Source organism: Microbacterium sp. Leaf436 (assembly GCF_001424715.1).
Classification (GTDB): domain Bacteria; phylum Actinomycetota; class Actinomycetes; order Actinomycetales; family Microbacteriaceae; genus Microbacterium.
Genome location: NZ_LMRB01000002.1, coordinates 332,696 through 346,643 on the forward strand (window position 1 = coordinate 332,696; position 13,948 = coordinate 346,643).

A 13,948-nucleotide genomic window follows, 5' to 3' on the forward strand; every position below is an offset into this window, starting at 1 on the left:
TCACCGCCGCCGCGCGCGTGCCCGTACCACCAGCAGGATCACGCCGCCGATCACGACCACCCCCGCAGCGATCGCCAGGGGTGCGAGGGCGGTGGCATCCATTCCCGTCGACGCGAGGCGACCCCCGTCGGGGGCGGCGGCCGGAGCCGGAGACGCGCTGGGTGAGGCGCTCGGGCCCGCCGTCGCCGTCGGCGAAGGCGTCGGCGTGGGTTCCGGCGTCGGCGTCGGCGTCGGCTCGGGCGTCGGTGTCGGTTCGGGGGTGGGGCCGGGGCGCGGAGGCAGGGCGGCCAGCGCCGCTTCGGCGTCGATCAGGCCGGCGCCCACGATGTTCTCGGCGGGGACCGAACCCCAGGGCGAGGGAGCGCGGGTCGCCGTCGAGGTGAGCAGGGCGCGGATCTGCTCCTGGTCGGTGTCGGGGGCCAGAGAGCGGATCAGGGCGGCGACGGCGGCGGCGTTGGGGGCGGCCGCCGACGTGCCCGAGAAGATCTTGACGCCGGGGTCGTCGGTGTCGGCGCCGAGCACCGAGGTGCGAACGCCGTCGACCGAGAGCAGATCGGGCTTCGACACCACCGGACGAGGGTCGAGCACCGCCGACGGATCGGCCGCGACGCGCGAGCCGAACGCCCAGGTGACCGGTCCGATGCTGCTGAAGTCCTCGACCTGCAGCGGGGTGGCGGCGGGGGCGGCGGCGACCGAGATGGCCGCCGGATCGCCGTTGTGGCCCATGATCGTGCGGCCCACGGTGTCGTCGCCGCTTGAGCGCCAGTACTCGGCGGACCCGACCTGCACGCCCTGGTCGAACGAGACGAAGACCGGCGGCAGGGGCAGTGAGGTCGCGGCATCCGGGATCGCGAGGCGCGCGACGGTGATGTCGATCTCGAACGGCTTGTCGCGGGCGGGCAGGGCGACGGTGAAGCCGGGGGTGGCGTCCTGCAGCGGTGTGGGGGCGGTCGACAGAGGCTCCCCGTCGATCGTGACGACGGGCACGAAGAGGCCGCTCACGCGGTCGGCCGGCTCACCCCACTGGAAGATCACCTCGCCCTCGTCCTTCACCCCGATCACGTAGTTCAGGGTCGTGTCGGTGCCCTCTGCGGGGTCGACGTCGAGGCAGTCGAGGGGAGCGGTGCGTCCCTGCGCGAGAACCGCCGCGGTCACCCCGTCGGGGCAGGCGGTCGGCCGGTACGCGGTCGTCTCCCAGCCGTTGACCGGCCCCTTCGTCTGACCCGGCCGGGGGGCGACGGAGATCTTGTTGCCGTTGCCCGCGGCCGTGAAGTACGCGACGCCGGCCGCGGTCGCGCGCACGATCGCCTCGCCCGAGAGGGAGCGCTGGAAGATCGAGTCGTCTTCCATGCCGATGTCGTCGACGATGACGTCGGCGCCCGCGGCGACCAACAGGTCGATGGATTCGCGCAAGGAGGCCGCGCGATCGGCATCCACTCCCGCGAACATCAGCGTCGCGCCCGGGGCGATGCCGTGCACGAGCTGCAGCATCGCGCGTCCCTCGTCCTTGCCCCCGGTCGTCTCGTGGACGACGTCGACGGGGGTGGTGCGCCCGCAGGGGTTGCCGGGGCCCGGCAGCAGGCCGTGGGCGATGTCGTCGGCCACGGTGGCGCCCTCGGCGGAGGTCAGGCCGTACGAATCCGAGAGCACGCCGACGGTGACCCCCGTGCCGTCGACGCCGAAGCGCTCCCGCGCGAGGTCGGCCTTGAGCGGGGCGTCGGCGTCGACCGGGATCGACCGGCAGGAATCCGTCGCATCGGTCGGGGCCGCCCACGCGGCCGGGGCGATACCGGCGGTGACAAGGATGAAAGCGAGGGCGAAGCCCACTGAGGTCCGCACGCGAACGACTCCCAGGGTCGGTGACGCCGTCGACTGGTCAGCTCGGCGGTGGCTCAGGGAGCCGACGAGCTTCATCCTAGGGGCCGTACTCAGCGCAATCACCGCATTCGTGGACCCTCCACGTAGACGACGGGACCGGCGTCGGCAACCCGCTGCGCGGAGGCCGTCACCGAGAGTTCGATGGGACCATGACCTCCCCGCTGTGGACCCGAGACCGCACGCCCGCCGACACGACCTCGATCGAGCCCGGGACGCACCACGACGTGATCGTCGTCGGCGCCGGGATCACGGGCCTCTCCACCGCCTTGATGCTCGCGGAAGCCGGCGTCGACGTCGCCGTGGTGGACTCCGGCGACGTGGGCGGGGGCGCGACCGGGGCGTCGGTCGGCATGGCGTCGCTGCTGCAGGGCACGACGCTCGCGGCCCTGCGCCAGCACCACCCCGCGAGTCTCGTGCGCGCCTACGTCGAGTCCAACCGCGCGGGCCAGGAGTGGCTCGCCGAGCGGGCGGGTGCCGCAGCCGACCGGCGGACGGCGTTCACCTTCGGCCGCGGTCTCGCCACCGATACCGCGCTCGACGCCGTCCGCGACGCCGCGCGCGAGGCGGGCCTCGACGTGCGCGAGGACGCCCCCGACGAGCTCGGTGGGCGCACTCCCGTGCGCGCCCTCGCCCTCGACGACCAGCTCGCCCTCGACCCCGTGCAGCTGGTCGATTCATTGGCCCGCGCGGCCGTCGACGCCGGGGCGACTCTGCACACCGGGGCGCGCGTCACCGACGTGCACGCGCTCCCCACCGGACGCGTCGACACCGCCCACGGCCCGCTCCTCGGCGACACCGTCGTGCTCGCCACCGGCACGCCCATCACCCGCCGCGGGTTGTACGACCTCAAGACGCGGGCGCTGCGCTCGTGGGCGATCGCCTTCGAGATGGAGGGGGATGCCGCGGCCCCCGGCGGCATGTGGAGCGAGGTCGGCGTCGACGGGCGCAGCGTCGTGGCGGCACCGTCGTCGCTCGGGCGTTCCGCGCTCATCGTCACCGGGGCACGGCATCCGGTCGGCTCAGCGCGGTCGGAGGTCGCGCTCGTCGAGGAACTCGCCGCCTGGGCCCGGCGCACCCTGCCGGTGGGGGCCGAGATCGCCCGCTGGTCGGGCCAGGACTACCAGTCGCACAACCTCGTGCCGTTCGTCGGGGGGATGCCGCGCGGCCTCGGACGCCTGCGCTTCGCCACCGGATACGCGGGATGGGGTCTCACGAACGCCCCCGCCGCGGCGATGCGGTTGAGCGACGAGATCCGCGGTGTCTCGCGCGGCGATCGGCCGCACTGGATGCGCACGATCGGCACGCGCATGACGGTGCCCGCCGACCTCGGCCGCGGCATCGGCGAGGCGACCCGGCGCGTCGGCGTGGTGGCGGGGGCACTGACCTCGGCCGTCCCCGCCCCGGCGAAGCGCCCCGCCGAAGGGGCCGGCGTCGTGGCGCGCCGGGGCCTTCGCACGGCGGCGGTGTCGACCGTCGAGGGGCGCACCCGCGCGGTCGTCGCCCCGGTTCCGCTCACCTGGAACGACGCCGAACGGTCGTGGGACAGCCCCGTCGACGGTTCGCGCTTCGCGCCCGAGGGAACGCGGCTCGAGGGTGCGGCCTCGGCGGATCTCGACGTGCGAGGTGCGGTGAGCTGAGGTCGCGGGCGCCGCGCACACCGGCGCTGCACGCGAGACGCCGCGGCTTCGCCGGCGCTTCCGCAGGAGTTGTGCCGCGCCTCAGCTCTTCGCGCCGGTGAACGCGAGGGCGCCGCCCAGGCCGATCATCATGACGCCACCCGTCGCCGAGAGCGTCGAGATGCGCTGCGGCGACCGGGCGAACCATGCGCGTGCGGTGCCGGCGGCCAGGGCCCAGGCGCTGTCGCACGTGAGCGCGAGGACCTGGAAGACCAGGCCGAGCAGCAGCAGCTGCAGCCACACGGCACCGGCCTGCGGGGCGACGAACTGCGGCAGCACGGCGACGAAGAAGGCGATGGTCTTGGGGTTCGTGATCCCCACGACGAAGCCCTGGCGCAGCAGCATCCACGACGAGGCGGGGGCGCGGGACGCACCGGCGACGTGGTCGCGGCGGTGACGGATGGCCTGGATGCCGAGCCACACGAGGTAGATCGCCCCGACGACCTTGAGCACGGTGAAAGCGACCACCGACGACGCCACGATCGCTCCGACCCCGAACGACACCGCGAGCACCGCGGGCACGGTGCCGAGGGCGTTGCCGACGACGCTGAGCACGCCCGCCCGACGGCCCAGGGCGATCGAGCGGCCGATGACGAACAGCACGCTCGGACCCGGGATGACGATGATCACGACCGACGCGGCGACGAAGGCCACGAGGTTCTCGAGCGGAGGCATGAGTGAAGGGTAGTGCGGCTGCGTTACGCGCAGACGTCACGGGCGCCCCGGGCGATTTCTTCGTGCGCGGGAGGGAGGGGAGTGGCGGGATGCCGGGGCGGCGGGCTCACTACGCCGGCACCGTCTCGCGTGCGATCAGCTCGGTGATCCGACCGACGCAGCCGCCGCAGCCGGTGCCGGCGCGGGTCGAGGCCTTCACGCACGCCACCGTCGGCTCCCCGGCCGAAACGGCGTCGCGGATGGCTCCCGCGCTCACTCCGTTGCACCAGCAGACGGTCGCGTCGGCCGCGAAGGGGTCGGCGACGACGGCCATCCCGACGTCGGGCGCATCGAGCCGCAGCAGGGAGGAGCGGTCGGCGGGCAGCTCCGAGCCCCGCTCGAACAGCAACGTGAGCTCGGCGCCGGTGCGCGGCATCCCGACCGCGACGAACCCGGTGAGCACGCCCTCGACGGTGACGAGCTTCACGTAGGCCCCGCGCGCGGGGTCGGCCCAGAGGGTGACCTGGGGGCCATGGCATCCGGACGCGTGCACGGGCGCGAAGGGGTCGGCATCGACCTCGCCGCCGGCGACGACGTCGATGCCCTCGGCCTTGAGCATGACGACTCCCGGGCGCTCGGCGACCGCGGGCGACGAGACGCCCGACGACAGCAGCGCTGCGAGGCGGTCGGCCTGGCGCCAGCCCGGGCCGACGAGTCCGGTCGGCCCGCCCGGCACCCGCCCGTCGGTGTCGGCGGCGGCCGGATCGGCGACGTGCGCGCAGTCGCCGATCGCGTACACGGCCGGGTCGGTCCACGAGCGCGACGAGCCGTCGACGAGCACGCCCGCCGAGGTGGCGAGGCCGCTGCGCGATGCCAACTCGGTCCGCGCCCCGACCCCGCACGACAGCACGAGCAGATCGCCGGCGAGCACCTTGCCGTCGGCGCAGGCCAGGCCGTCGAACCAGGCGTGGCCGTGGTCGTCGTAGCGCTGCACGATGCTCTCGGCACGGGCGTGGTGCACCATCTCGACGCCCGCCGCGTGCGCGGCGGCGGCCAGCACGCGCCCGCCGTTCTCGTCGAGCGTGCGGTTCATGGGGGCGGCCGAGTGGTACGCGACGATCACCTCGGCGCCCGCTTCGGCGGCGGCCAGGGCGAGTTCCATCCCCAGCACACCGGCGCCCAGCACGACGATCCGCTGCCCGGCCGAGACGGCTGCGCGTACGAGTTCGGCGTCGGCGAGATCGCGCAGCGCGACGACGCCGCGGGGGAGCGGCGCCGCGCCCCGGTCGAGGTCGTCGGGCGCCCCGGGTCGGGCCGACCGGTCGCGCCGAGCCCGCTTCAGGCCGGCCAGCGTCGGGACGTTGGCGCGGGCACCGGTGGCGAGCACGAGTCGGTCGTAGTCGATCCGGATGCCATCGTGCAGGCGCACCACCCGCCGATCACGGTCGATGCCGACCACCGTCGCGCCGAGCGCGAAGCGCACGCCCGCGTCTTCGGCGACGCGGCGGTCGTCCATGTCGAGGCCCGCGCGGTCGGCGCGGCCCACGGCGTACTCGGCGAGCAGCACGCGGTTGTACACGTCGTGGGTCTCGGCCCCGACGACGGTGAGGTCGATGCGCCCCGCACGCACGGCGGGGAGCAGCCCGTCGACCAGTCGCGCCCCGACGGGACCGTAGCCCACCAGCACCACGCGCTCAGACATGCATTTCCTCCTGGGGGCGGTGATCGGAGCGGCCCGCCACCAGAACGCCGGGGCGCTCGACGACATGGGGAGCTGCCGCTCGCGCGTCGGCCGTCACGGCACCGGTCGTGGTGGGGGCGCCGGGGGCGGCGGCATCCGGAGCCACCCGCACTCGCGTGCGTTTGAACTCGGGCATGGCCGAGGTCGGGTCGACGATGGCCTCGGTGAGGCGGTTGGCGCACTCGTCTCCCGCGTAGTGGAACGGCAGGAAAACCGTGTCGTGGCGGATGTCGGTGGTGACCGTCGCCCGCGCCCGCACGGTGCCGCGCTCGTTCGACACGGCGACGAGCGCATTCTCGCGGATGCCGAGGCGGGAAGCCGTCGCCGGATGGATTTCGAGCCGCGCCTCGGGGCGGGCGCCGTTCAGCTCGGCGACGCGTCGGGTCTGCGTTCCCGACTGGTACTGCTGCAGGTAGCGGCCGGTGACGAGGGTCAGGTCGCCGCCGCGGTCGGTGGGCGCCGGGGGAGTAGCGGACACCGGCACGAGGCGCGCGCGGCCGTCGGCGTGGGCGAAGCGCTCGGTGAAGGGGCGCGGGGTGCTCTCGGAGCGGTACGGCCAGTACGCCTCGACGCCGGTGTCGAGCAGCGCGTGCGACAGGCCCGAATAGTCGGCGACACCGCCCTCCGAGGCGCGGGCGAGTTCGTCGAACACCTCGGCCGGATTGGTCGACCAAGTGGATGCCGCGCCCAGGCGCTGCGCGATCTCGGACATGATCCACAGCTCGCTGCGGGCGCCGTCGGGTCCGGGCAGCGCCTGGCGGCGGCGGATGACCCGGCCCTCGAGAGAGGTCATCGTGCCCTCCTCTTCGGCCCACTGCAGCACGGGCAGCACGATGTCGGCAAGCTCCGCGGTCTCGGAGAGGAAGAAGTCGCACACGATGAGGGTGTCGAGGGCGGTGAGGTTCGCGCGCACGGCCTCGACGTCGGGCGCGGAGACGACGACGTTGGAGCCCGCGACCAGCAGCGTCTTCACCGGACCGCCGAGCTCTGCGAGCAGCGCGGTCGCCGGGATGCCGGCATCCGGAAGCGTGTCGGGATCGACGCCCCAGACCCCGGCGACGTGCCGGCGGGCTTCGGGGTCGCGGATGGAGCGGTAGCCGGGCAGTTGGTCGGCCTTCTGGCCGTGCTCGCGGCCGCCCTGGCCGTTGCCCTGGCCGGTGAGGGTGCCGTAGCCCGAGCCCTCACGGCCGACGAGACCGAGCACGAGGGCGAGGTTGATCGCGGCGGTCGCGGTGGCGGTGCCGTCGACGTGCTGTTCGACGCCGCGTCCGGTGAGGATGTACGCGCGTCCCGCGGCGAGGCGTCGGGCGGTCGCTCGGAGTTCTGCGACAGGAACGCCGGTGGTGGATGCCGTCCGCTCGGGCCACCACTGCGCCACGCTGCGCCGCAGGGCGTCGAAGCCGTTCGTGCGCTCCTCTACATAGGCCCGGTCGGCGAGGCCCTCGGCGAGGGCGAGGTGGGTCAGGCCGAGCAGCAACGGGAGGTCGGTCCCGGGCGCCGCCTGCAGGTGGGTGCCGGCGCCGTCTTCGGTGAGGCGTGCGGTCGCCGAGCGGCGCGGGTCGACGACGATGAGGCCGCCGGCGGCGCGGGCTCCGGAGAGGTGCGCGAGGAACGGCGGCATGGTCGCGGCGACATTGGAGCCGAGCAGCAGGATCGTCTCGGCGTCGTCGAGGTCGGTCACCGGGAAGGGAAGGCCGCGGTCCATGCCGAACGCCCGATTGGCGGCGGCGGCCGCTGACGACATGCAGAAGCGACCGTTGTAATCGATGCGCGAGGTGCCGAGGGCGACGCGGGCGAACTTGCCCAGCTGGTACGCCTTCTCATTGGTGAGCCCGCCGCCGCCGAAGATGGCGTTGGCGTCGGCGCCGTGGTTCGCTTTCGTCTCGCGGAACGCCGCCGCGACGGCATCCAGAGCCTCATCCCATGTGGTCTCGGCGAGGGTGCCGTCGGAGCGCCGGGTCAGTGGCATCCGGAGTCTGTGCGGGGATGCCAGGAGCTCCGCCGACGTCCAGCCCTTGGCGCAGAGTCCTCCCCGGTTGGTGGGGAAGTCGCGGCCGGTGACCGTGGTGGTGCCGTCATGGCTCACGGTCATCGCGCATTGCAGCGCGCAGTAGGGGCAGTGGGTGTCGGCGGAGCTCATGGGCGGTCAGATCCGCACGCCGGAGCGCTTCGACATGCGCAGGTAGACACCGGCGGTGAGGGCGAGGAAGACGACGTAGGCACCGACGAACCAGCCGAGGGCCGGGGTGTACGAGCCGAACGTCGTCTTCGAGAAGCCGAGCAGCTGCGGGATGAAGAAGCCGCCGTACGCGCCGATCGCCGAGATGAGGCCAAGGGCCGCCGCCGCCTTGCGCTGCGCGCCGATGCCGTTGTTCGAGCGCAGGGCGAAGATCGTCGGGATCATGCGGTACGTCGAGCCGTTGCCCATGCCGGCGGCGGCGAACAGCACCAGGAAGCAGAGCAGGAACACGGCGAAGTTCTGCATCGGCAGGGTGAGGATCACGCTCAGGATGCCGAGACCCATCACCGTGAACGCGCCGATCGTGATGACGGTTCCGCCGAAGCGGTCGGCGAGCTTGCCGCCGTAGGGGCGGGCGAGGGAGCCGACCAGGGCACCGAGGAAGGCGAGGGTGACGGTGGCCGTGCCGATCGCGATCCCCTTGAAGTCGGGGAAGGTGTCGGCGAGGAGCTTCGGGAAGACACCCGTGAAGCCGATGAACGAGCCGAAGGTGCCGATGTAGAGGGTCGCGAGGATCCACAGGTGCGGCTCTTTCAGGGCGGCGAGCGATGCCGCGACGTCGGCCTTGGCGGCGCTGAGGTTGTCCATGCGGAAGTACGCGCCGACCATCGCCACGACGATGAGCGGCACCCAGATGAGGCCCGCGAGGGGGAGGTTGAGGGTGGCCGCGGCGCCGATGGTGATGACGATCGGCACGACGAACTGGGCGACCGAGGCGCCGAGGTTGCCGCCCGCGGCGTTGAGTCCGAGAGCGTACCCCTTCTGCGCGGCCGGGTAGAAGAACGTGATGTTCGACATCGAGCTGGCGAAGTTGCCGCCGCCGAAACCGGCGAGGGCGGCGATGAGCAGGAGCACCCCGAACGGGGTCGCGGGGTTCGATACCGCGATGGCGAGGCCGATGCTGGGGATGAGCAGCAGGGCGGCCGAGACGATCGTCCAGTTGCGACCGCCGAAGCGCGGAACCATGAACGTGTAGGGGATGCGCAGCGTCGCACCCACCAGGCTCGGCATCGAGATGAGCCAGAAGATCTCACCCGTCGACAGCTGGAAGCCCGCCGCCGGGAGAGAGACGACCACGACCGACCACAGCTGCCAGACCACGAAGCCCAGGAACTCGGCGAAGATCGACCACCGCAGGTTGCGGGAGGCGATGGCCTTACCGACGCTGTTCCACTGCTCGGGGTTCTCGGGGTTCCAGTTGTCGATCCAGCGGCCGGGGCGGTGGACGAGCTCTGCGCTCTGTGTGCCTGCAGTCGTGGCGGCGGGCGGCGCCGTTGCGGCTTCGGGGCGCGGGTCGGTGACGGTCACGGGTTCCTCCGGAAGGCGATGTGGGGAGGTGCAGCGCCCCGCATGGGTGGGGCGTGGTCGCCAGCGTAGGGAGGAGGGGTTTCCCGGGAGGACGTGGGGTGGGGCGGGGAGGTAACGGTTGTTTCACCCACGGCGGGGTGGGGGGAGAGGGGGAGTTTACGTGGGCGAAACACCTCGGTCGCAGCTTTGACCCAATCTTTCGGGCGGGCCTGGATGAGCTGAATCCCAATACTCGGCAGGATAGCGAGGCATAGTATGTCCTTCAAACAAGTGCCGTGGGGGATCACATTGACTACATTGTCGTTGGTTGAAATTTTCAGCGAAGCCGAGATTCTGGCTGTCCGCAATGCTGCGAGAAGCGGAAAATATCAACTCCTGCTCGGGGCTGGCGCCAGCCTAGGAGCTAGAAACCGCCTCGGTAAGCCCATTCCTGACGCGAAGAACCTGGTGAAGCTCCTAGGGGATCGGTTCGCAGGCGCTCCTATTGACGCCACCACGTCGCTGAATCGGGCATACCAGCGCGCCGTTAGCTCGTCGAGCGAGCGAGAAGTGTGGGAATTTTTGAGCTCACGATTTAGCGGCTGTACACATCAGCCCTGGTTCACCGAGCTGGCGGGGTTGCCGTGGCGACGGGTATGGACGCTCAATGTCGACGATGCCTATGAACGCAGCTACCGGGGCTCCGCGAGATCTGCCTCGAGCAAACTTCGATCACTCAACTGGACGGACCCGTTTGTTGAGCCGAACGGTGCAGAGATCGTGCACCTGCACGGGAGCGTATCCACCTCGGGTCCTTCGCCGCTGATATTTAGTATGAAGGAATACACTTCTTCCGCTTCAGCGAATGCCGCATGGCACATTGTGTGGCGGGCGGTCATTGCGACAGAGCCATTCGTCATCGTCGGCGCGCGCGTGCTGGATGACCCGGATGTTGAGCACGCCGTTATCGGTACGAAAAACGCGAGTTCTGCTCCCTCGGTGATTGTCGATCCATACATCTCTGATGGAAATGCCTGGGAGCTTGAACGTGCGGGCTTCAAAATTGCGCGAATGACGGGAGAGGAATGGGTCGCGCAGTGGCAAGAATTGTGCGATTTGGATTACTCTAGCTTGCGGGCCTTGTATAACGCGTCAGCCATCAATCTTCCTCAATTCGAGGAGTACACGACCGACCATGTTCGCCCTGCCCTAGCGACGCACGACTTCCTGGCTGGGAGCGAGCCGTCTTGGTCCGACGTTGCGGCGGGGAAAATTGCAGAATTCGAATGGATAGCTGACGGGAGGAGTAAGGTATCGTCCTGGATCGCTCATAGCGGAGTATCAAAAGCGTTGGTAGTTCTTGGTGAGCGGCTCGTCGGGATTTCGTCAGGACTATACGCAATCGCTCACGCCGCCGCCTCGGAGGGGGCCCGCGTCTTGTGGTTCGATAGATCAGCTCGCTTCGATGCAAGTGCGCTCCTCGATTTCTGCGACGGCGCTGGCCCCATTGTCATCGTGGTCGAAAGCGCTCACACGTTCTCGTCCGACGTCGATCGACTTCTCGGCCTCGCGGTCAAACGACCCAGCGTGCAAGTGCTGACAATCATGGCGGATCGGTCCAGTCGTTCCGGTGTTATTGAGGAGAACCTCAACGACGGAGCGTATTCGATTGAGACTATCTCTGTTCGCACGCGGCGTCCCAGGAGAGACGCACGGAAGGTCGTTGCACTCTTAGCGCGCGAGGGGCGACTGGATTTCCTCGAGCGCAAGACAACATCCGAAAGGATCGATCACTTTGCGGAGCGAGACATATTTTCCTCGATGAATGAGGTCGAGCGGGGAATCGGCTTCGCGGCCCGCCTGGACTCTGAGGTGCGGGGCCTGACGGATCCGTGGGAACGGTCTCTTGTTCTGCTTCTCGCGCTGGCGTCCGACAGGGGCGTTCCGGTCAGTATGGCTGAAGCGTCAACGGCGACGGCCACCGCCGCTAGCGCAATAGGTCGACGAGTCTCCGGTAACGATCATCTGTCAGCTCTCGTCGAGATCAACGGCGACGTGATTGTCCCGCGTCAGCGGACCCGGGGCCTCGAAGCGCTTATCAGGCTCGGCGGCGGAGACGCTTTCGTCGATGAGCTTCGTCAGATGATGGCCAGACTCGCTGTGTTGATTCCGAAAGACGGGTATCGGTCGCGTATGCGGGCGTCTAATCTTGTCGGCGAGCTGATGAGCGCGAAGCTGCTTCTGGAAATGTTCCCCAACGCCGACTTGAAGTACTTCTACCAGCAACTGTTGCCCGCATATGGCGATTGGAACGCGCGGTTCTGGGAGCAACGCTCCATTCTCGCAAGGCTGACTTCGGACTGGGATCCAGCTGTTTCCTTCGCAGAGCGCGCGACGACGATCTGGGACGATGGCCGCACGAGGAATACGCTTGCCGTGAACCTATCTGCTAAATCGCGCGCGTTTGCCGCCCTGGGCAGCCATGAATGGATCGGTCTCTACCATCGATCGAGGGGCGAGTTCGAGAACGCTCTAGCTCATGACAGTAACAGTAGCCTGGTTCGATTTGCCCGTCTTCGGTCTGCGTTGGAGTTGGGGGAGGCTCTCAAATCGGGACGGCTTCTCAATTCTGTCGATGGGCAGGTGCTCGTTAGTAATTGGCACAAGGATTACGCAGAGTACAAGGTTCGAAACTTCCAGCGACTCGACGAACAGCAAGAAGCGAAAGACCGTGCCATGGCGCGGCGGTTCGAGAGCTTAACCGCGAGCGGTGCTTTGAGTCGCGAGATGACTGCAACTCTGAATTCAGGCCTTCCGAGCGTCGAAGATGATATTCGGCGCGCGGTGAGATCTGTGAGTCTGCCGATCAGCTTGGCCAAGCTAGCCGCGACTGTTGCGAGAGGTGCTTCATTTAGGGGCTGGGCGCCGCACCCGTCTTTCAAGGCCGCATTGATGGCGGCGTACCCAGGAGCAGAGGTAGGCGCGGGGCCTACGGCGCAACTTATCGCCGTACCGGCTCGCCAGGCGGCGGATCTGACCGATCCGCGAACCCCGCATCGCGAGTCCGCCGCGGGTGCAGATCTGCTGAGCGTGATACGTAAGCAGTGGCTTCAGCTGACACGCCCCGTGCCTATGAAGACGTTTGCTGACTCAGTTGCCGTTATCGCAAAGAAGCGGGGCCCTTCTTGGGGCGCACATAGGAAGTTTTCCACGGCATTGCGAGTGGCTGTTCCCGAGGTTGAATTGACTTCGGAGTCTCCGCCACGGGTGCTGCCACCATCACGCGGTACGAAGCCCGCGGGCGAGGGCGACGTCTGACCGGTTCACCGCATTGCCCGCGCGGGTTCGACTCGTAGGTCGATAGGGCGGGACTCGAAGCCATGCGCCTCGACGACTTCCTCTTGACGCAGTTCGAGCTGGATGTGGCGACGACGGTGCAGATCGTGAGCGATCAGGCGCGGGCGATGGGCCGGCCGCCGGTGACGGAGGGACAATTGCTGAGGCGGCTTGCGCGGAGCGGCGCACCTCGGTCCGCCGAAGTTGTTGGTGCCGCGATGGCCGCCTCGCAGGCGGCGGATGAGGACGCGCAAGGGTCCGGCGCACAACGACCAAAACCTCGGGTGTTACGCACCACTACGCCCCGGATCGCCCGCCCGCACGGCATCCCGTAGCTTCATTTCACCAACCCCTCCGAAGGCAGGTGAAGCCATGTCCCGCACGATCTCGTCGACAGTCCACCCGATCCAGCGCTGCATGGCAGCCTCGAACCCCTCCGCGTGGTGGGACGGCCTCGTGATCGACGCCGATGGCGCAACGATCACCGTCGCGCTGCTGAACGGCGCGACGGTAGAAGTGCGGATCGTCGGCCCGGCCGTCGACATCTCCGTGGGGGAGCCGGTGGCGTACCACCCGGTCGCGGAACTGCTCAGCGCGTCGGCGATCCTCACGACCGCGCGCGTCGCGTAAACGCCAAGCAGGCTACGCAGACATCGAGGCCATCATCGCCTCGCACTTCGTCACCATGTCGTCGCAGGCCATCGCGCAGTAGCGGCACATCTCGTCCATGTCGGCGTGGGCGCGGCATTCGGCGGCGCACGCTTTGCCCATGGTCATGCAGGCGGTCATCATGGCGCTCATCACGTCCATGTTCATCCCGGCCGGACGCATCATCATGTGCATCGTCGCCTGCGCCATTTCGACCATGTTCGAGCACATTGCGCAGCACGTCGCCATCTCGGGGCCGTGCATCATGTCGCTGCCGGCGCACATCGCCGCGGCCATCGCGCAGGCGTTGAGCGATTGCATGCATTCCTGCATGGCATCCATGTCCATGGTCATCTCGCCCATGTCCATCGACTTCATCATTGCCATCGTGTCCATCTGGATCTCCCGTGTGCTCGTCGTGACGGAGTGACCGGATGCCGCGGAGGGACTCCGGCGTACGGGAGATGCTACGCCCGCGGGGCGCGGCCC

Annotated in this window: 10 protein-coding genes; 4 read left to right on the forward strand and 6 right to left on the reverse strand. The window is 69.3% G+C overall.

The window, feature by feature from the left end; genetic code table 11:
* Complete coding sequence (locus ASG45_RS05910) at positions 1-1,839, reverse strand: S8 family serine peptidase (RefSeq protein ID WP_156459387.1); 1,839 nt, start codon at positions 1,837-1,839, stop codon at positions 1-3.
* 188 nt (positions 1,840-2,027) lie between these two features.
* On the opposite strand from ASG45_RS05910, the gene ASG45_RS05915 reads away from it, so the two are divergent.
* Positions 2,028-3,515, forward strand: coding sequence for an FAD-dependent oxidoreductase (locus ASG45_RS05915; protein WP_055834118.1), 1,488 nt, complete (start codon positions 2,028-2,030; stop codon positions 3,513-3,515).
* Positions 3,516-3,596: 81 nt separating this feature from the next.
* Here ASG45_RS05915 and ASG45_RS05920 read toward each other — a convergent pair whose 3' ends face one another.
* The 4 genes from ASG45_RS05920 to ASG45_RS05935 form a co-directional block, all read right to left on the reverse strand.
* Positions 3,597-4,229 (reverse strand): LysE family translocator, encoded by a 633-nt coding sequence (locus ASG45_RS05920; RefSeq protein ID WP_055834121.1) that lies wholly within the window; start codon positions 4,227-4,229, stop codon positions 3,597-3,599.
* 109 nt (positions 4,230-4,338) lie between these two features.
* Positions 4,339-5,910: an FAD-dependent oxidoreductase gene (locus ASG45_RS05925; protein ID WP_055834125.1), complete on the reverse strand. Its 1,572-nt coding sequence runs from the start codon at positions 5,908-5,910 to the stop codon at positions 4,339-4,341.
* Positions 5,903-8,089, reverse strand: coding sequence for a molybdopterin oxidoreductase family protein (locus ASG45_RS05930; RefSeq protein WP_235561575.1), 2,187 nt, complete (start codon positions 8,087-8,089; stop codon positions 5,903-5,905). Before ASG45_RS05930 ends, ASG45_RS05925 begins: the two co-directional genes overlap by 8 nt.
* Before the next feature lie 6 nt (positions 8,090-8,095).
* Positions 8,096-9,496, reverse strand: coding sequence for an MFS transporter (locus tag ASG45_RS05935; RefSeq protein ID WP_055834128.1), 1,401 nt, complete (start codon positions 9,494-9,496; stop codon positions 8,096-8,098).
* 255 nt (positions 9,497-9,751) lie between these two features.
* Here ASG45_RS05935 and ASG45_RS15850 point away from each other — a divergent pair, with 255 nt between their 5' ends.
* The 3 genes from ASG45_RS15850 to ASG45_RS05945 all read left to right on the forward strand — a co-directional run bounded on the left by ASG45_RS15850 (position 9,752) and on the right by ASG45_RS05945 (position 13,441).
* A complete protein-coding gene (locus tag ASG45_RS15850; RefSeq protein WP_082516481.1) occupies positions 9,752-12,793 on the forward strand; it encodes a P-loop NTPase in 3,042 nt (1,013 codons plus the stop codon).
* Between the two features lie 62 nt (positions 12,794-12,855).
* A complete protein-coding gene (locus ASG45_RS05940; protein WP_055834131.1) occupies positions 12,856-13,146 on the forward strand; it encodes a hypothetical protein in 291 nt (96 codons plus the stop codon).
* Between the two features lie 121 nt (positions 13,147-13,267).
* Positions 13,268-13,441 (forward strand): hypothetical protein, encoded by a 174-nt coding sequence (locus ASG45_RS05945; protein ID WP_235561576.1) that lies wholly within the window; start codon positions 13,268-13,270, stop codon positions 13,439-13,441.
* A 12-nt stretch (positions 13,442-13,453) separates the two neighbouring features.
* Here ASG45_RS05945 and ASG45_RS05950 read toward each other — a convergent pair whose 3' ends face one another.
* The gene (locus tag ASG45_RS05950) at positions 13,454-13,855 is read right to left on the reverse strand and encodes a hypothetical protein (RefSeq protein ID WP_055834138.1); all 402 of its coding nucleotides are present in this window, start codon (positions 13,853-13,855) and stop codon (positions 13,454-13,456) included.
* Positions 13,856-13,948: the final 93 nt, after the last annotated feature.